General features: G+C 64.7%; 19 protein-coding genes and 1 tRNA gene. 19 read left to right on the top strand and 1 reads right to left on the bottom strand.

What is annotated here, in order from left to right; translation table 11 throughout:
* Positions 1-7: 7 nt before the first annotated feature.
* From H7A87_RS12690 to H7A87_RS12675, 4 genes are read left to right on the top strand one after another with little or no spacing between them, the layout of a single operon-like run.
* Positions 8-691, top strand: coding sequence for a methylamine utilization protein (locus H7A87_RS12690; protein ID WP_104648017.1), 684 nt, complete (start codon positions 8-10; stop codon positions 689-691).
* The gene (locus tag H7A87_RS12685) at positions 688-3,054 is read left to right on the top strand and encodes an EAL domain-containing protein (RefSeq protein WP_119128532.1); all 2,367 of its coding nucleotides are present in this window, start codon (positions 688-690) and stop codon (positions 3,052-3,054) included. Before H7A87_RS12690 ends, H7A87_RS12685 begins: the two co-directional genes overlap by 4 nt.
* On the top strand, positions 3,051-3,923 hold the full coding sequence (locus H7A87_RS12680; RefSeq protein ID WP_119128533.1) for a DUF3034 family protein: 873 nt from the start codon (positions 3,051-3,053) through the stop codon (positions 3,921-3,923). Before H7A87_RS12685 ends, H7A87_RS12680 begins: the two co-directional genes overlap by 4 nt.
* Entirely contained in the window at positions 3,923-4,351 is a 429-nt protein-coding gene (locus H7A87_RS12675; RefSeq protein WP_104648014.1) for a group 1 truncated hemoglobin, read from the top strand. The genes H7A87_RS12680 and H7A87_RS12675 overlap by 1 nt, the downstream gene beginning before the upstream one ends.
* A gap of 62 nt (positions 4,352-4,413) precedes the next feature.
* Here H7A87_RS12675 and H7A87_RS12670 read toward each other — a convergent pair whose 3' ends face one another.
* Complete coding sequence (locus H7A87_RS12670; RefSeq protein WP_119128534.1) at positions 4,414-5,214, bottom strand: SDR family oxidoreductase; 801 nt, start codon at positions 5,212-5,214, stop codon at positions 4,414-4,416.
* Positions 5,215-5,326: 112 nt separating this feature from the next.
* Here H7A87_RS12670 and tpiA point away from each other — a divergent pair, with 112 nt between their 5' ends.
* From tpiA to nuoL, 15 genes are all read left to right on the top strand, one after another.
* Entirely contained in the window at positions 5,327-6,082 is a 756-nt protein-coding gene (tpiA, locus tag H7A87_RS12665) for a triose-phosphate isomerase (protein WP_119128535.1), read from the top strand.
* A gap of 33 nt (positions 6,083-6,115) precedes the next feature.
* A complete protein-coding gene (secG, locus tag H7A87_RS12660; RefSeq protein ID WP_119128536.1) occupies positions 6,116-6,589 on the top strand; it encodes a preprotein translocase subunit SecG in 474 nt (157 codons plus the stop codon).
* Positions 6,590-6,638: 49 nt separating this feature from the next.
* Positions 6,639-6,723 (top strand) — tRNA-Leu (locus H7A87_RS12655).
* A gap of 102 nt (positions 6,724-6,825) precedes the next feature.
* A complete protein-coding gene (locus H7A87_RS12650) occupies positions 6,826-7,182 on the top strand; it encodes an NADH-quinone oxidoreductase subunit A (RefSeq protein WP_010371162.1) in 357 nt (118 codons plus the stop codon).
* Positions 7,173-7,727, top strand: coding sequence for an NADH-quinone oxidoreductase subunit B (locus H7A87_RS12645; protein ID WP_016944318.1), 555 nt, complete (start codon positions 7,173-7,175; stop codon positions 7,725-7,727). Before H7A87_RS12650 ends, H7A87_RS12645 begins: the two co-directional genes overlap by 10 nt.
* Before the next feature lie 36 nt (positions 7,728-7,763).
* Complete coding sequence (locus tag H7A87_RS12640; RefSeq protein ID WP_104581963.1) at positions 7,764-8,516, top strand: NADH-quinone oxidoreductase subunit C; 753 nt, start codon at positions 7,764-7,766, stop codon at positions 8,514-8,516.
* Positions 8,513-9,820, top strand: a complete 1,308-nt coding sequence (locus H7A87_RS12635; protein WP_016902995.1) for an NADH-quinone oxidoreductase subunit D — start codon at positions 8,513-8,515, stop codon at positions 9,818-9,820. The genes H7A87_RS12640 and H7A87_RS12635 overlap by 4 nt, the downstream gene beginning before the upstream one ends.
* A complete protein-coding gene (gene nuoE, locus H7A87_RS12630; protein ID WP_016902996.1) occupies positions 9,817-10,344 on the top strand; it encodes an NADH-quinone oxidoreductase subunit NuoE in 528 nt (175 codons plus the stop codon). The genes H7A87_RS12635 and nuoE overlap by 4 nt, the downstream gene beginning before the upstream one ends.
* 3 nt (positions 10,345-10,347) lie before the next feature.
* Positions 10,348-11,682: an NADH-quinone oxidoreductase subunit NuoF gene (gene nuoF / locus H7A87_RS12625; protein ID WP_024937978.1), complete on the top strand. Its 1,335-nt coding sequence runs from the start codon at positions 10,348-10,350 to the stop codon at positions 11,680-11,682.
* Entirely contained in the window at positions 11,679-13,913 is a 2,235-nt protein-coding gene (gene nuoG, locus H7A87_RS12620; RefSeq protein ID WP_119128537.1) for an NADH-quinone oxidoreductase subunit NuoG, read from the top strand. The genes nuoF and nuoG overlap by 4 nt, the downstream gene beginning before the upstream one ends.
* Complete coding sequence (gene nuoH / locus H7A87_RS12615) at positions 13,910-15,001, top strand: NADH-quinone oxidoreductase subunit NuoH (protein ID WP_104581965.1); 1,092 nt, start codon at positions 13,910-13,912, stop codon at positions 14,999-15,001. The genes nuoG and nuoH overlap by 4 nt, the downstream gene beginning before the upstream one ends.
* 3 nt (positions 15,002-15,004) lie before the next feature.
* Positions 15,005-15,493, top strand: coding sequence for an NADH-quinone oxidoreductase subunit NuoI (gene nuoI / locus H7A87_RS12610; protein WP_002810206.1), 489 nt, complete (start codon positions 15,005-15,007; stop codon positions 15,491-15,493).
* A gap of 4 nt (positions 15,494-15,497) precedes the next feature.
* Positions 15,498-16,160: an NADH-quinone oxidoreductase subunit J gene (locus H7A87_RS12605; RefSeq protein ID WP_180497024.1), complete on the top strand. Its 663-nt coding sequence runs from the start codon at positions 15,498-15,500 to the stop codon at positions 16,158-16,160.
* Positions 16,157-16,462: an NADH-quinone oxidoreductase subunit NuoK gene (gene nuoK, locus H7A87_RS12600; RefSeq protein ID WP_006450557.1), complete on the top strand. Its 306-nt coding sequence runs from the start codon at positions 16,157-16,159 to the stop codon at positions 16,460-16,462. Before H7A87_RS12605 ends, nuoK begins: the two co-directional genes overlap by 4 nt.
* A 7-nt stretch (positions 16,463-16,469) precedes the next feature.
* Positions 16,470-18,644, top strand: a complete 2,175-nt coding sequence (nuoL, locus tag H7A87_RS12595) for an NADH-quinone oxidoreductase subunit L (protein WP_119128538.1) — start codon at positions 16,470-16,472, stop codon at positions 18,642-18,644.
* Positions 18,645-18,648: the final 4 nt, after the last annotated feature.

Below are 18,648 nucleotides of genomic sequence, written 5' to 3'. Positions count from 1 at the left end.
CATGCGGATGCAGTGGTTCAAACGGATCGGCCCGGTTTGCGGGGTGCTGGCGTACTGCGCCGCAAGCTGCGCATTGGCAACGCCGCTCAGCGTGACCGTCGTCGATGCCAACGGCATGCTGGTCGATGCGGTGGTGAGCCTGGAGCCGGCACGTCCGGTTGCCGCCGGCGCGCCCCGGACCGTGGAGATGGACCAGGTCAATTCGCAGTTCGTGCCCGCCGTGCTGGCGGTGCGCACCGGCACCCTGGTGCGGTTTCCCAACAACGACCAGATTCGCCATCAGGTCTATTCGTTCTCCCCCGCCAAGCGCTTCGAATTGCCGCTGTTCCAGGGCAGCACCGCCGCACCGGTGCGCTTCGACCAGGCCGGTCTGGTGACGGTGGGCTGCAATATCCACGACTGGATGCTGGGCTATATCCTGGTGGTGGACACGCCGTATTTCGGCAAGACCGGCAGCGACGGCCGCGTGCAGCTGGATGCGCCGGCAGGCAACTACACGCTTCGGGTCTGGCATCCACGCATCAAGGGCGCCGCGCTCACCGAGCCGGTGGCACTTGCGCGCCAGGCCATGCAACGGCGCGTGACCCTGCAGACCACCGGCGCCGCGCCCGTGGTCGCGCCACCGGATGCGCGCGTGCGCGCGCTGCAGGACAAGTTCCGTCGCGCCGACCCGAAGACGCCGAAGCCATGAAGGCCATGCGCCTGCATACCCGGATCGCGGCCTTGTTGGTGCTGGTCGTGCTCGCCACGCAGGCACTGACCTTCATTGCGGTGCAGGTCGCCACCGAGCGCAGCGTCAAGGCGCAACTGGGCGAAGAACTGCAGATCGGCGAACGCGTCTGGCAACGCATCAATCTGCGCCGCGACGAGCAACTGATGCAGTCGGCCTCGGTGCTGGCCGACGACTTCGGCTTTCGCGCGGCCGTGGCCAGTGGCGATGTGCCGACCATGCAATCGGCATTGCGCAATCACGCTGCGCGCATGTCGGCGCAGACCGCGCTGCTGTTGTCCCCGGACGGGGAGTTTCTGACCGGGCTCGCCGACCTGCCGCAAGCCGAACAGCTGCGCGCCGTGCAGACCCTGTTGCAGCAGGCGCAGCGCGATGGGCGTGCGGTCGGCGTGGTGGCCTTGGACAGCCGCATCGTGCGGCTGGCGGTGGTGCAGGTGCTGGCACCGAGCCGGGTGGGCTGGATCGCGATCGGCAATGAATCCGGCGACGGCCTGGCGCAGGATTTCCGTTCCACCACCGGGCTGGATGCGACCTTCTTCACCGATGGCCCGCCGGTGCGCGTGCTGGCCTCCACCCTGGAGCCGGCCGCGCGTGCAGAGTTCGCGCAGCAGTTGCCGGCCGCCGAACGCGCGCAGGGCGCAGCGGTCGCCTTGACCCTGGCCCAGTCGCGCTACCTGGTCAAACTGCAGTCGATCCAGGGCGACAGCCATGTGCGGGTTGCGCTGCAGGCCTCGCTGGATCGCGCGGTGGCGCCCTATCGCGTGCTCAAGTTGCGCATCCTGCTGCTGGCGGGTCTGGCCACGGCTGCGGCGCTGGGCGTGGCGATCTTCCTGGCGCGCAGCGTCAGCAGGCCGGTCGCGCAGCTGGTACAGGCCGCACGGCGCATCCAGCGCGGCGATTACCACACCGCGGTCGAAGTGCCATCCGGGCGCGAACTGGCCGAGTTGGCCGACAGCTTCGGGCGCATGCAGCAGCAGATTGCCAGTCGCGAGCAGCACATCCTGCATCAGGCGCGCCACGATGCCTTGACCGGTCTGCCCAATCGCATCTGCTTGCTGGAGCGGCTGAAGGACGTGGTGGAGCAGGCCGTGGCGTCCGGCGGCACCGCCGCGGTGCTGATCCTGGATCTGGAACGCTTCAAGGAACTCAACGACAGCCTGGGCCACGATTTCGCCGACCAGGTCCTGGTCGAGGTGGGCCGCCGTCTTGCCGACGTGGTGCAGGAACCCAATCTGGTCGGGCGGCTGGGTAGCGACGAATTCATGGTGGTGGTGGCGCAGACCGACGCCGCCACCGTGCAACAGGATGCACAGCGCTTGCTGCTGCAGCTGCGCCGCCCGCTGGCGCTGCCGCAGGCGCGGATCCAGCTGGAAGCCAGCATCGGCATCGCCCTGATCCCCGAACACGGCGCCGACCCGGACACCTTGCTGCGGCGCGCCGACATTGCCCGTCGCCAGGGCGGCAATGTCACCACCATCGGTGCCAGCGTGTATCGCCTGGGCCAGGACGAGCAGCATCTGCGCCGGCTGCGCCTGACCGGCGATCTGCGCCAGGCCGTCGGAGGCAACGAGCTGACCCTGCGCTTTCAGCCCAAGATCTGCCTGCGCAACGATCGCGTCGAGCAGGTGGAGGTGCTGGTGCGCTGGCACCATCCGGTGCTCGGGGCGATCGGCCCGGACGAATTCATTCCACTGGCCGAGCACTCCGGCGTGATCCACCCCTTGACCCGCTTCGTGCTGGACGAGGCGCTGCGCTGCCAGGCGCAGTGGCGCCGGCAGGGCCTGGAGCTGGGCATGGCAATCAATCTTTCCGCGCTGGACCTGTCCGACCCCGGCTTGCCGGATTACGTACGTGGCCGTCTGGAGCATCACGCGGTGCCGGCGCAGTCGGTCACGCTGGAGCTGACCGAAAGCGCCTTGATGCGCGATGTCGAATCCGCGCTGCACATGCTGCATCAGCTGCGCAGCGTCGGCGTGCGGCTGTCCATCGACGACTTCGGCACCGGCTATTCCTCGTTGGCGCAGCTCAAGCGCATGCCGGTGGACGAATTGAAGATCGACAAGAGCTTCGTCATGCAGCTGGCCGAAGGCACGGACGATGCGTTCATCGTGCGCAGCACCATCGATCTCGGGCATAACCTGGGCTTGAGCGTGATCGCCGAAGGCGTGGAAAACGCCACGTCCCTGGGGCTGCTGCGCGGTTACGGCTGCGACATGGTGCAAGGCTATCTGTACGCGCCGCCGTTGGAAGAGGTGCCGCTGGTCGCCTGGTGCCTGCGCCAACTCGATACGACGCCGGCAGCGCAGGCAGGAGTGCATCGATGACCAGGTGGCGGCGCACGCTGCTGGCTGCGGCACTGGCCGGGCTGGCCATCGCGCCCGCGTCGGTGATCGCGGGTGATGGGCGTCTGCTCGCCACCGGCGGCGTGTCGATGATCGAAGGCAGCAGCGGGGGCGGCATCGTGCCGTGGGCCACGCTGTCGGGCTACGGCACCCGCGACGAACTCGGCACCGTCCTGTTTGCCACGCACGTGGACAGCGGCGATTACCGGCTCGACGTGCAGGGTGCCGCGCTGACGGTCGGCAACCGGCTGGAACTGTCGCTGGCGCGGCAGCGGCTGGATCTGGGCGCCCTGCAGGACCGGCTGGGCCTGCCATGGAATGCGCTCGGCCAGGACGTGTTCGGCGCCAAGCTGCGGGTCTATGGCGATCTGGTCTACGGGCATGCGCCACAGGTCAGTGTGGGCGTGCAGTACAAACGCCTGCGCGATGGCACGCTGCCGCTGGCGATCGGCGCGCGCGACGATCACGGCACCGATGTGTATGTCAGCGCCAGCCGTTTGTTGCTGCAGGGCGCGGGCGGCTACCAGTTGCTGCTCAACGGCACGCTGCGCGCAACCCGCGCCAATCAGACCGGCTTGCTCGGTTTCGGCGGCGATCGTCGCAACAGCTATCGGCTGGTCGGCGAGGCCAGCGCCGCCGTCGTGCTGTCGCCAGCATGGGTGGTCGGCGTGGAGTACCGCGACAAACCCGATAACCTCGGCTTCGCCCGCGAGCAGGCATGGGCCGATGGATTCGTGGCCTGGTTTCCCAGCAAGCATGTGTCCCTGACCGCGGCATGGGCCGAGCTTGGCGACATCGCCACGCTCGCCGACCAGCGCGGCCTCTATCTATCCCTGCAGGTGGCGTTGTGATGAATCGACGGCTGCGCTGGTCCTTGCTGGGCGTGCTGGCGCTGATGGGCGCCTGCGCCACCACGCAACCGCGCCCCACGCTCTATGACGAACTCGGCGGACAGGCCGGCATCGAGGCGCTGGTGGAAACCATGCTGTCGCGCATCGCCGACGATCCACGCATCGTCGACACCTTCGCGCGCGTCAACATCGTGATGCTCAACGAGCGGCTGGTGCAGAAGTTCTGCCATGTCGCCGATGGCCCGTGCCCGGATACCGCCAAGTCGATGCAGCAGGCGCACGCGCACCTGGTCATTCGCGAAGGCGACTTCAACGCGCTGGTGGAGGACCTGAACTGGGCGATGGATCAGCGCAGGATTCCACGCCGCACGCAGAACCGGTTGCTGGCACGGCTGGCGGCCATGCATGGCGACATCGTCAATCACTGACGGCATCACACACCGGCCGCGCGTAGCGCTGGACGCGACGCCGCAGCGGATGTGCAGCCGCCTCACCGCAACGGCCGTACCCGATGCGATCCGCGCGCCATCACGCGCAATGCAAGCGCATGCGGCAACACGCGCAACACCGCACCGACCAGGCGATAGCGCCAGCCCGGCACGGCCAGCACCTGGCCACGTTCTAGTGCGGCAATGCCGTACTCGGCCACGTCGTCGGCTTGCAGCCAGGCCCAGCGGGGCAGGGTGGACATCGCCTCGCGGGTGCCGGTGACATCGTGAAATTCCGACCAGGCAAAGCCGGGGCACAGCGCGCAGACCTTGACCGCGCAGTCGGCATTTTCCAGCGACAGCGATTCGCTGAAGCGCAGCAGGAAACTCTTGCTGGCCGCGTACAGCGTCTGCCCATCGGCACCCGGCGTCAGTGCGGCGAACGAGGCCACGTTGAGGATGCGGCCCTGGCCGCTGGCACGAATCATCGGCAACAACCGCCAGGTTAGCTCGCATACCGCGGCCACCATCACCTGCAGGAAGCGTGCATGCGTGGCCCAGTCGTTGCGCAGATAGCGGTCCGGCACGCCGTAGCCGGCATTGTTGACCAGGGTGCCCACCGTCCAGCCATTGCGCTGGATCTGCGCAACCAGTGCTTCGGCCGCGTCGGCATCGCCCAGATCGGCCGGCAGGACTTCGACCTGCACCAACGGCCGCAACTCCTCGGCCAACGCCTGCAGCCGATCCACCCGGCGCGCGGTCAGGATCAGCGGCACGCCGCGCCTTGCGTAAGCGCGCGCAATCTCGCGGCCGATGCCGCTGGAGGCGCCGGTGACCAATGCAAAGACAGGCGAAACGGACATGACAGGTTCCTGTTGAAGGAGGGAGGAGACAGGCAATGGACAGAAGTGTGCCGGCTGCCGACAGGGCATGGGCTATTCTGTCGCCTGTCTTCCACTCAGGAACCTGCGCCTGATGCGTCGAAAGATCGTTGCCGGAAATTGGAAGCTGCATGGCAGCCGCGCCTTCGCCACCGAACTGGTGGCCCGGATCGCCGCGCACATGCCCCTGGAGGGTGTCGATGTCGTCATCCTGCCGCCCCTGCCTTACCTCGGCGATCTGATCGAGGATTTCGAGGAGCACCACCTGTGTTTCGGTGCCCAGGACGTCAGCAGTAACGAGAAGGGCGCCTATACCGGTGAAGTCTCGGCCACCATGCTGGTCGATGTCGGCGCCGAATACGGGCTGGTCGGCCATTCCGAACGGCGTCAGTACCATCGTGAGAGCAGCGAGCTGGTGGCGCGCAAATTCGCCGCCGCCGTGCACGCCGGGCTGATCCCGGTGCTGTGCGTGGGCGAGTCGCTGGAACAGCGTGAAGCCAAGCAGACCGAAGCGGTGCTGCGCGCCCAGCTCGAACCGGTGCTGGCGCTGGTGGGCAGCGCAGGCTTTGCCCGTGCCGTGCTCGCCTACGAGCCGATCTGGGCCATCGGCACCGGTCGCACCGCCAGCCCGGCGCAGGCGCAGGCGGTCCATGCCTTCCTGCGTGGCGAAGTCGCGAAGGCGGATGCTAGAATCGCCGATTCTCTGTCCATCCTGTACGGGGGCAGTGTCAAGCCCGATAACGCCGGCGAGCTGTTTGCGCAGCCCGACGTCGATGGCGGGCTGGTCGGAGGCGCCTCGCTGGTCGCCGAGGATTTCCTGGCCATCGCCCGTGCGGCGGCCGCTTGTTAACCCATTAAGTTTTGTCCGGGGACGGATTTCGAAATGCTGATGTTGATCCTCAATGTGGTCTACGTGCTGGTCGCGCTGGCGATGATTGCGCTGATCCTGATGCAGCGCGGTGCGGGTGCGGCAGTTGGTTCCGGCTTCGGTGCCGGCGCCTCGGGCACCGTGTTCGGCTCGCAGGGCGCGTCGAACTTTCTGTCCAAGTCGACCAAGTGGCTGGCGGTGGTGTTCTTCAGCATCAGTCTGTTCATGGCGTGGTACGCCACCCACGGCGCACGCCCGACCGACCAGAACCTGGGTGTGATGTCGCAGTCGGCCACCCCGGCGCCTGCCGCCGCAGGCGAGCTGACTCAGCCGTTGCCGCAGGCACCGGCCGCCGGCGCAGTTCCGACCGCCCCGTCGCAGCCGGCGCCTGCCGCTACTCCAGCTACGGCGCCTGCGCAGTCCGCACCGGTGCAGCAAGCGCCTGCGGCACGCGAAGAAAACGCTTCAGAACCAGCACAAAAACGCTGAAGCCGGTTACAATACGCTGCGCACTGGGATGCCCAGCGGCGCAACGTATGCCCAGGTGGCGGAATTGGTAGACGCACTACCTTGAGGTGGTAGCGACTTAGGTCGTAGGGGTTCGAGTCCCCTCTTGGGCACCATTGTTTGGCTGCAGTTCCTGCGCATTGCCTGTCGCGCGCGGGGTCTGCCTATACCCCATGCCGGCACGCGGCGCGTGCGGGCAGAGGCAAGAGAGAATCGCTGTGCTGGCCGAATATTTGCCGAGTCTGCTGTTTCTGATCGTCGCCACCGGTATCGGCATCGTGCTGATGCTGATCGGTCGATTCCTCGCACCGCGTACCCCGGATGCGCGCAAGCTCTCGCCTTACGAGTGCGGCTTCGAAGCCTTCGAAGACGCGCGCATGAAGTTCGACGTGCGCTACTACCTGATCGCGATCCAGTTCATCGTGTTCGATCTGGAAATCATCTTCATCGTGCCGTGGACACAGGTGTTCATGGAGATCGGCGCACGTTCGCTGGTCACCATGGGCCTGTTCGTCGGCATGTTGTTCCTCGGCTTTATCTACGTGTGGAAGAAGGGAGCGCTGGAATGGGAGTGATTCAGACCCTGGATCGTCTGATGACCAACCCGATGCCGGAAGGCCGGGTGGAAGACATCCTGCGCCCGGAAGGCGAAAACCCGCTGCTCGAGAAGGGCTACGTGACCACCAGTGTCGATGCGCTGCTGAACTGGGCGCGCACCGGCTCGATGTGGCCGATGACCTTCGGTTTGGCCTGCTGCGCGGTCGAGATGATGCATGCCGGTGCGGCGCGCCTGGATCTGGACCGCTACGGCGTGGTGTTCCGTCCGTCGCCGCGCCAGTCCGACGTGATGATCGTGGCCGGCACGCTGGTCAACAAGATGGCCCCGGCGCTGCGCAAGGTCTACGACCAGATGCCGGATCCGAAGTGGGTCATCTCGATGGGTAGCTGCGCCAATGGCGGCGGCTACTATCATTATTCGTATTCGGTGGTGCGCGGTTGCGATCGCATCGTGCCGGTGGACATCTACGTCCCCGGTTGCCCGCCGACCGCCGAGGCGCTGGTTTACGGCATCCTGCAGCTGCAGAAGAAGATCTGGCGTACCCAGACCATCGCGCGCTGACACCCGTCTTCTTCTACTGAGAGCAGCCAAGCCCCCATGGCAGAGCAAGCATCCTCCTTCACTGACCGACTTGCGGCACGTTTCGCCGGTGCGCAGATCGCCGTGGCATTGCCGCGCGGCGAAGTGACGCTGGAAGTCGCTGCGGCCGATTGGCACGCCACCTGCCTGGCCCTGCGCGACGAGCTCGGTTTCGAGCAGCTGAGCGATCTGTGCGGCGTCGATTACCTGGGCTACGGCAGCGACGAGTGGGATACCGCCGACGTGTCGTCGCAGGGCTTCAGCCGCGGCGTCGAAGGCAAGGCCGTCGGCCGTTTCGCCTGGGGTGAATTTCCCAGCCAGGAAAGTTCCGACGGCGCACGTCCGCAGCACATGCCCAAGCAGCGTTTTGCGGTGGTGGCGCAGCTGATCTCCTACCAGCACAACCAGCGTCTGCGCGTGCGTTGCTACGCACCGGACGAGCAGGTGCCGGTGGTGGCATCGCTGACCGACATCTGGCCTGGCGTGAACTGGTTCGAGCGCGAAGCCTTCGACCTGTTCGGCATCGTCTTCGACGGCCACCCGGACCTGCGCCGCATCCTGACCGACTACGGATTTGTCGGCCATCCGTTCCGCAAGGATTTCCCGCTGATCGGCAACGTGGAAGTGCGTTACGACGACGAGCGCAAGCGTGTCGTGTACGAGCCGGTGACCTCGGTCGAGCCGCGCGTCGGTGTGCCGCGCGTGATCCGCGACGATGCCCGTTATGAGACTGCCGCTGGTGAAGTGGGCAAGTCGGAGACCGCCAAGTGAGTGAGTTCCGCCAGGCAACCGATGCCTTCGCGAGCAATCCTGTCGAAAGCAAGCAGGAAATCCGCAACTACACGATGAACTTCGGCCCGCAGCATCCTGCGGCGCACGGCGTGCTGCGCCTGATCCTGGAAATGGACGGCGAGACCGTGGTGCGTGCCGATCCGCATATCGGCCTGCTGCACCGTGGCACCGAGAAGCTGGCCGAGTCCAAGCCGTTCAACCAGTCGGTTCCGTACATGGACCGACTGGATTACGTGTCGATGATGTGCAACGAGCACGCCTATGTGCGTGCGATCGAATCCTTGATGGGGATCGAGGTGCCCGAGCGCGCGCACTACATCCGCACCATGTTCGACGAGATCACCCGCATCAAGAACCACCTGATGTGGGTGGGGTCCAACGCGCTCGATCTAGGCGCGATGGCGGTGATGCTGTATGCGTTCCGCGAGCGCGAAGAATTGATGGACGTCTACGAGGCGGTCAGTGGCGCGCGCATGCACGCTGCCTACTACCGTCCCGGTGGCGTGTATCGCGATCTGCCCGATCGCATGCCCAAGTACAAGGAATCCCGCTGGCACAAAGGCGGGGCACTGAAGAAGCTCAATGCAGCGCGCGAAGGCTCGATGCTGGACTTCCTCGAGGATTTCACCAATACGTTCCCGTCGCGTGTGGACGAGTACGAGACGCTGCTGACCGACAACCGGATCTGGAAGCAGCGTACCGTCGACGTCGGCATCATCAGCCCCGACCTGGCGCGTGCCTGGGGCATGACCGGTCCGATGCTGCGTGGCTCGGGTATCGAGTGGGACCTGCGCAAGAAGCAGCCCTACGCCAAGTACGACGCGGTGGAGTTCGACGTGCCGGTCGGCACCAACGGCGATTGCTATGACCGCTATCTGGTGCGCGTGGCCGAGATGCGCGAATCCAACCGCATCATCAAGCAGTGCGTGAAGTGGCTGAAGGCCAATCCGGGCCCGGTCATGGTCACCAATTTCAAGGTCGCTCCGCCAAGCCGCGAAGGCATGAAGGACGATATGGAAGCGCTGATCCATCACTTCAAGCTGTTCAGTGAAGGCTACTGCGTGCCAGCCGGCGAAACCTACTGCGCGGTGGAAGCGCCCAAGGGCGAGTTCGGCTGCTACCTGATGTCCGATGGCGCCAACAAGCCGTTCCGCGTGCACCTGCGCGCACCGGGCTTTGCGCATCTGTCGTCCATGGACGCGGTGGTGCGTGGCTATCTGCTGGCCGACGTCGTGGCGATGATCGGTACTTACGATTTGGTTTTCGGTGAGGTTGACCGATGAAGGCGACGGGTAATTTCGAAGCGGCGCGCGACGTCGATCCGCAGGTGGTGCTGAGCGACAAGACGCGCGCGCACATCGATCATTGGTTGAGCAAGTTCCCGCCCGATCGCAAGCGTTCGGCCGTGCTGCAGGGCCTGCATGCTGCGCAGGAGCAGAACCAGGGCTGGCTGACCGACGAGCTGATCGTGGGCGTGGCCAAGTATCTCGACCTGCCGCCGGTGTGGGCCTATGAGGTCGCCAGCTTCTACTCGATGTTCGAGACCGAAAAGGTCGGCCGCCACAACGTGGCGTTCTGCACCAACATCAGCTGCTGGCTCAATGGCGCCGAAGATCTGCTGGCGCATGCGGAAAAGAAGCTGGGTTGCAAGCTGGGGCAGTCGACGGCCGATGGCCGCGTCTACCTCAAGCGCGAAGAAGAGTGCCTGGCGGCCTGCTCCGCGGCGCCGATGATGGTCATCAATGGCCATTACCACGAGCACCTGACGAAAGAGAAGGTCGACGCGCTGCTGGACGGGCTGGAGTAAGACATGGCACATCATCACGCACCCTCAGGCCCGGTCGGTCCGGCGCCGTTGCCGCATCAGGTCGTCTACACGACGCTGCACTACGACACCCCGTGGTCGTACGAGAGCTATCTGAAGACTGGTGGCTACGCCGCGCTGCGCAAGATCCTCGAAGAGAAGATCGCGCCGGCCGACGTCATCGAGATGGTCAAGGCGTCCAACCTGCGCGGCCGTGGCGGCGCGGGCTTCCCGACCGGCCTGAAGTGGTCGTTCATGCCCAAGGGCACGATGCAGAAGTACATCCTGTGCAACTCGGACGAATCCGAGCCGGGCACCTGCAAGGACCGCGACATCCTGCGCTACAACCCGCACTCGGTGGTGGAGGGCATGGCGATCGCCTGCTACGCCACCGGCTCGACCGTGGGCTACAACTACCTGCGCGGCGAGTTCCACCATGAGCCGTTCGAAAACTTCGAGCTGGCACTGGCCGACGCGTATGCCAACGGCTGGCTGGGCAAGAACATCCTCGGCAGCGGCGTGGATATCGATATCTACGGTGCGCTGGGTGCCGGCGCATACATCTGCGGCGAAGAAACCGCATTGATGGAATCGCTGGAAGGCAAGAAGGGCCAGCCGCGCTACAAGCCGCCGTTCCCGGCGAACTTCGGCCTGTACGGCAAGCCGACCACCATCAACAATACCGAGACCTATGCGTCGGTGCCGGCGATCATTCGCAACGGCCCGGAGTGGTTTCTCGGCTTGAGCAAGACCAAGAACGGCGGCCCGAAGATCTTCTCGGTGTCCGGCTGCGTGCAGAAGGGCGGCAATTTTGAAGTGCCGCTCGGCACCACCTTCGACGAACTGCTGGAAATGGCCGGCGGCCTGCGTCCGGGCCGCAAGCTCAAGGGCGTGGTGCCTGGCGGCGTGTCGATGCCGGTGCTGAAGGCCGACCAGGTTGCCGGGCTGCAGATGGACTACGACACCTTGCGTGCACTGGGCACCGGCCTGGGTTCCGGCGCGATCGTGGTGCTGGATGACAGCGTCTGCTGCGTACGCTTTGCCTGCCGCATCTCGCAGTTCTTCCACAAGGAATCCTGCGGCCAGTGCACCCCGTGCCGCGAAGGCACCGGCTGGATGCATCGGGTGCTGGAGCGCATCGTCGCCGGCAAAGCCACGATGGAAGACCTGCACCAGCTGCGCACGGTTGCCGGCCAGATCGAAGGACACACCATCTGTGCCTTCGGCGAAGCGGCGGCGTGGCCGATTCAGGGCTTCCTGCGCCAGTTCTGGGACGAGTTCGAGTACTACATCGTCAACGGTCGTTCGATCGTCGACACGCACGTCGGAGTGGCCGCATGAGCGCCCAACCAGTGAACCCGAACGTGCCACCGGACCATGTCACCGTCGAGATCGACGGGCAATCCCTGGTGGTGCCGAAGGGCTCGATGATCATCCAGGCGGCCGACAAGGCCGGCATCCCGATCCCGCGCTTCTGCTACCACGAGAAGCTGCCGATCGCCGCGAACTGCCGCATGTGCCTGGTGGACGTCGAAAAATCCCCGAAGCCGTCGCCTGCCTGCGCCACGCCGGTGATGGACGGCATGAAGGTCACCACGCGTAGCGAGAAGGCGCTGAAATACCAGCGCAGCGTGATGGAATTCCTGCTGATCAATCACCCGCTGGACTGCCCGATCTGCGATCAGGGCGGCGAGTGCGAGCTGCAGGACGTCTCGCTCGGCTACGGCCGTTCGGTCAGCCGCTTCAACGAACGCAAGCGCGTGGTGCCGGACGAGGACATCGGTCCGCTGGTCGCCACCGAAATGACCCGCTGCATCCAGTGCACCCGTTGCGTGCGTTTCACCGCGGACATCGCCGGCACCTACGAGCTGGGTGGCATGTATCGCGGCGAGAACCTGCAGATCGGCACCTACGACGGCAAGCCGCTAACCACCGAGATTTCCGGCAACGTCATCGACGTGTGCCCGGTCGGCGCGCTGACCAACAAGGTGTTCCAGTTCCGTGCGCGTCCTTGGGAACTGATGGCGCGCGAGTCGCTCGGCTATCACGATGCGATGGGCTCGAACCTGTTCCTGCACGTGCGTCGCGGCGAAGTGCTGCGCACCGTGCCGCGCGAGAACGAGGCGGTCAACGAGTGCTGGCTGTCCGACCGCGACCGTTATTCGCATCAGGGCCTGTACGCCGAAGACCGCGCGGTCAAGCCGCTGAAGAAGGTCAACGGGCAGTGGACCGAAGTGAGCTGGACCGAAGGTCTGGCTGCCGCGACGCAGATCCTGCGTGACAACGCCGGCGATCAGCTCGGTGTGCTGGTGCATCCGTCCACCTCCAACGAGGAGGGCGCGTTGCTCGCACGTCTTGCCGAAGGCTTGAACAGCGGCAATCTGGATCACCGCCTGCTCAATCGCGATTTTTCCGACGCTGCGGTGGCCGAGCCGTTTGCCACGCCGCTGGCCGAGATCGAGCACGCCGATGTGGTGGTGCTGTTCGGCACCAACGTGCGTCACGAGTTGCCGTTGCTGCATGCGCGCCTGCGCAAGGCCAGCATCCAGAACGGGACGAAGATCCATTCGGTCAATCCGGTCGATTTCGATTTCGCCTTCACCCAGGCAAGCCGTGCGGTCGTTGCGCCGTCGCAGCTGGCTGGCGCGTTGGACGATGCGGCATTGCGCGATGCGGTCAAGGGCGCCACGCGCGCGGTGATCGTGGTCGGCGCACTGGCTGAAAATCATCCGCAGGCTGCTTCGTTGCGTGCTGCCGCACGCGATTTCGCCGCTGCAACCGGTGCCTCGCTGTGCCGGATCCCGCAGGGTGCCAACGCTGTCGGTCTGGTTGCGCAAGGTGTGTTGCCGACCGCGCGCGATGTCGCCGGCATGCTGGCGCAGCCGCGTCAGGCCTATGTGTTGTATGGCATCGAGCCGGGCCTGGATTTCGCCGATGCCGCCGCTGCACGCAGCGCGCTGGCGGGTGCCAAGGTAGTCGCGTTCAGCCAGTTCGCCTGCGCCTCGACGCGCGACGTGGCCGACGTGATCCTGCCGATCGGTGCACTGCCGGAAATCGACGCATCGCTGACCAATCTGGATGGCCGCGTGCAGACCGCACGTGCCGCCGGTCGCCTGCCGGTCGAAGCGCGCGAGGGTTGGCGCGTATTGCGTGCGCTTGGCGGCGAGCTGGGTCTGGCCGGGTTCGAATTCATCGATCTGGTCGGCCTGCGTGCCGGCATGCAGAACCGTCGCGTCAGTCCCGCCGCCTCGGCGCAGCCGGCTGTTAGCGGTGACGGGCTGGAGGTTGCCGCCACCGCTGCGATCTATCGCACCGATGCGGTGGTGCGTCGCGCCGCTGCGCTGCAGTCGCATCCGCTCAATCTCGCCCCGTGTGTGGCGATGCACCCGGAGCAGGCCGCGCAGTTGCAGGTCGGCGCCGGTCAGATGGTCAAGGTCGGCACCGATGCCGGTAAGGCAACGTTGCCGGTGGTGCTGGACAAGCGCGTCGCACCGGGCACGGTGTGGATCGAATCCGGCCATGGCGCAACCGCGCCGCTCGGTGCCGGTCGTGTAACGGTGGTGGCTGCATGAACGAATTGCTGTTGAACCTGGTCGATCCCTTGCACCAGTGGTTTGTCGGCCTGGGCGATGGCGGCATCGTGCTGTGGACCGTATTGAAGATCCTGCTGATCGCCGTGCCGGTGATCGTGTCGGTGGCCTTCTACGTGGTCTGGGAGCGCAAGCTGATCGGCTGGATGCATGTGCGTCACGGGCCGATGTATGTGGGTATGGGCATCTTCCAGGCCTTCGCCGACGTGTTCAAGCTGCTGTTCAAGGAGATCCTGCAGCCGAGCAGCTCGCACAAGGCGATGTTCATCATCGCGCCGCTGCTGACACTGGCACCGGCCTTCGCCGCCTGGTCGGTGGTGCCGTTCGATGCGCAGCTGGTGCTGTCCAATGCCAACGTCGGCCTGCTTTACCTGCTGGCGATGACCTCGTTGGGCGTGTACGGCATCATCCTGGCCGGCTGGGCATCCAACTCCAAGTACGCGTTCCTGGGCGCGATGCGCTCGGCCGCGCAGGTGGTCAGCTACGAAATCGCGATGGGTTTTGCGCTGGTCGGCGTGATGATTGCCTCCGGTAGCGTCAACCTGAGCCAGATCGTATTCGCGCAGGCCGGCAACTCCGGCTTCTTCGACTGGTTCCTGATTCCGCTGTTCCCGTTGTTCATCGTGTACTGGGTGTCGGGCGTTGCCGAAACCAACCGTGCGCCGTTCGACGTGGTGGAAGGTGAGTCGGAAATCGTTGCCGGCCACATGGTGGAGTATTCGGGCGGTGCGTTCGCACTGTTCTTCCTGGCCGAGTACGCCAACATGATCCTGGTCAGCTTCCTGATCTCGATCTTCTTCCTCGGCGGTTGGCTGAGCCCGATCCAGGGTTGGGTCAACGCGGATATCTCGCCGTGGATCGACTGGTTGTGGAAGGGTGGTTGGCCATGGCTGCTGATGAAGGTGTTCTTCTTCGCCAGCGCCTACATCTGGTTCCGTGCCAGCTTCCCGCGCTACCGCTACGACCAGATCATGCGTCTGGGCTGGAAGGTGTTCATTCCGCTCACGATCGTGTGGATCGCAGTGACGGCGTTGATGGTGTTTTACGGCGTGATCCAGAAGGGCGTGTAACCGATGAACAAGATCACCCATTACTTCAAGAGCCTGCTCCTGCTCGAACTGCTAGGCGGCTTGTGGCTGACGTTGAAATACACGTTCAAGCCCAAGTACACCGTGCTGTATCCGATGGAGAAGTTCCCGCAGTCGCCGCGTTTCCGTGGCCTGCACGCGCTGCGTCGCTATCCCAACGGCGAAGAGCGCTGCATCGCCTGCAAGCTGTGCGAAGCGGTGTGCCCGGCACTGGCGATCACCATCGACTCGGCCAAGCGCGAGGACGGCTCGCGCCGCACCACGCGCTACGACATCGACCTGTTCAAGTGCATCTTCTGCGGCTTCTGCGAGGAAAGCTGCCCGGTGGACTCGATCGTCGAGACGCACATCCTCGAGTACCACTTCGAGAAGCGTGGCGAGAACATTGTCAACAAGCCGCAGCTGCTGGCCATCGGAGACCGGTTCGAAACCGAGATCGCCGAGCGTCGCGCTGCCGATGCCGCCTTCCGTTGAGGTCATGATGGACTGGGTCACTATTGCTTTTTACGCCTTCTCCGCCGTCGCGGTCGTGTCCGCCGGTGCGGTGATCAGCGTGCGCAACCCGGTGTACGCCGTGTTGTGCCTGATCCTCACCTTCTTCTCGATGGCATGCATCTGGTTGCTGGTCGGCGCCGAATTCCTCGGCGTGACGCTGGTGCTGGTCTATGTCGGCGCGGTGATGGTGCTGTTCCTGTTCGTGGTGATGATGCTGGACATCGACACCAGCCGCCTGCGCGAAGGCTGGGTCAAGTACATGCCGGTCGGCGTCATCGTGGCGGTTGCCATGCTGGTGCAGATGGTCACCCTGATCGGCGTCAAGGCACGCAGTGCCGCGCCGTTCCCGGCCGACAATGCCGCTGCGCAGGCAGCCGATGTGTCGAACCTGACCTGGCTGGCCAAGACCCTCTACACCCAGTTCCTGCTGCCGTTCGAGTTCGCCGCGGTGATCCTGACCGTGGCCGTGGTGGCTGCCGTGATGCTGACCCTGCGCAAGCGCACCGGCATCAAGCATCAGAACGCTGGCGAGCAGTCGCGGGTGAAGGCGGGCGACCGTCTGCGCATGGTCAAAATGGCGGTTGAAAAGCCGGTACAGGTCGCGCCGACGCTCGATGCGACCGACGGACAGGAGGCGAAGTCTTGATTACCTTGGGCCACCTGCTTGGACTGGGCGCGGTGCTGTTCTGCATCTCGCTGGCCGGCATCTTCCTCAACCGCAAGAACGTCATCGTGTTGCTGATGTCGATCGAGCTGATGCTGCTGTCGGTCAACGTCAACTTCATTGCGTTTTCGCGCGAGCTTGGCGACCCCGCCGGTCAGTTGTTCGTGTTCTTCATCCTGACCGTTGCCGCCGCGGAGGCTGCGATCGGCCTTGCGATCCTGGTGACTCTGTTCCGCACGCGCCGCACGATCAATGTGGCCGAAGTCGATACGTTGAAGGGCTGACCTGTAGATGGAAATCACTCTCTCCAAGAGTCTGTTGATTGCGGTGGTGCTTGCACCGCTGGTCGGCAGCATCATCGCCGGCCTGTTCGGTCGCCAGGTAGGGCGCAAGGGCGCGCAGTACGTCACCATCCTGGGTGTGGCGGTCAGCTGCGTGCTGTCGTGCCTGACGCTGTATCAACTGGTGGAGCAGGGCGCCAGCCCGTTCAACCAGAACCTGTACACCTTCTTCGATGTCGGTAACTACTCCGCCCATGTGGGCTTCATGGTCGATCGCCTGACCGCGATGATGATGGTCGTGGTGACCTTCGTGTCGCTGCTGGTGCACATCTACACCATCGGCTACATGGAAGAAGACCCGGGTTACCAGCGCTTCTTCAGCTATATCTCGTTGTTCACCTTCTCCATGCTCACGCTGGTGATGAGCAACAACTTCCTGCAGCTGTTCTTCGGCTGGGAAGCGGTGGGCCTGGTGTCGTATCTGCTGATCGGCTTCTGGTTCAAGCGCCCGACCGCGGTGTTCGCCAACATGAAGGCGTTCCTGGTCAATCGCGTGGGCGACTTCGGTTTCATTCTCGGCATCGCCGGCGTGCTGCTGTGGTTCGGCTCGCTGGACTACTCCACCGTGTTCGCCAACGCGACCACCATGGCCGGCGCCAAGGTGCAGCTGTTCGCGGGCCACGAATGGAGCGTGATGACGCTGATCTGCATCTGCCTGTTCATCGGTGCGATGGGCAAGTCGGCGCAGGTGCCGCTGCACGTCTGGCTGCCGGACTCGATGGAAGGACCGACGCCGATTTCGGCACTGATCCATGCCGCGACGATGGTGACTGCCGGCATCTTCATGGTCGCGCGCATGTCGCCGCTGTTCGAGCTGTCGGAAACCGCGCTGAACTTCATCCTGTTCATCGGTGCGACCACGGCCTTCTTCACCGGCCTGATCGGCATCGTGCAGAACGACATCAAGCGCGTGGTCGCGTATTCGACGCTGTCCCAGCTCGGCTACATGACCGTGGCGCTGGGCGTGTCGGCCTATTCGGCGGCCGTGTTCCACCTGATGACGCATGCCTTCTTCAAGGCGCTGCTGTTCCTGGCGGCCGGCTCGGTCATCATCGGCATGCACCACGAGCAGGACATGCGCAAGATGGGCGGCCTGCGCAAGTACATGAAGGTGACTTACTGGACCAGCGTGATCGGTACCCTGGCGCTGGTGGGTACGCCGTTCTTCTCCGGCTTCTATTCCAAGGACACCATCATCGAGGCAGCGGCCCACCACGCCCACGAGTCGCATAGCTGGATCGCGACCTATGGTTACTGGGCGGTGCTCGGCGGCGTGCTGGTGACCAGTTTCTACAGCTTCCGCCTGCTGTTCCTGACCTTCCACGGCAAGGAGCGCTTCCGCGATGCCCATTCGCACGATGCGCATGCACACCACGACAGCGCGCACACCGATGCCGAGGCGCAGGTCCACGCGCACGACAGTCATGCGCACGACGCACATGCACACGATACGCACGGCCACGATGACCACGGTCATGGTCACCATGGTGCCCACGAGCCGCACGAATCCAAGTGGGTGGTGACGCTGCCGTTGATCCTGCTGGCGATCCCGTCGGTGGCGATCGGCTTCTTCACCATCGGCCCGATGCTGTTCGGCACCGACTGGCAGGGCCACCACGCCGCACATGCGATGAAGGGGCAGGCAGTGTCGTTCTTCACCGGCATCGTCGACTTCTACGATCCGGCGCGCGACACCGTTGGCGCGCTGGCCGAAGAGTTCCATGGCCCGGTCGCCTTCGCGTTGCACGGCATGATGGCGGCACCATTCTTCCTGACGGTCGCCGGCCTGTTGCTGGCTGCGCTGTTCTACCTGTGGAAGCCGGAACTGGCGACCAAGTCGCGCAAGGCGTTCGCGCCGGTCGTGTGGCTGCTGGAAAACAAGTACGGCTTCGACAAGCTCTGGATCAATGGCTTCGCCGGTGGTGGCGTGGCTCTTGGCAAGGCGTCACGTGCCATCGATACCCATGTGGTCGACGGTGTCGTCGTCAATGGTTCTGCCCGACTGATCGACCTGGCTGCAAATCTGCTGCGTCGCACGCAATCCGGTTTCCTCTATCACTACGCCTTCGCAATGATCATCGGTTTGATCGCCTTGTTGGCGGTACTGATGCATTTCTGGCGTTGACCTG

The sequence above is a fragment of the Xanthomonas sp. CPBF 426 genome, assembly GCF_903989465.1.
In the GTDB taxonomy this organism is placed as follows: Bacteria; Pseudomonadota; Gammaproteobacteria; order Xanthomonadales; family Xanthomonadaceae; genus Xanthomonas; species Xanthomonas euroxanthea.
The sequence above is the reverse complement of the archived record's forward strand: the minus strand, read 5'-3'. Positions and strand labels throughout refer to the sequence as shown.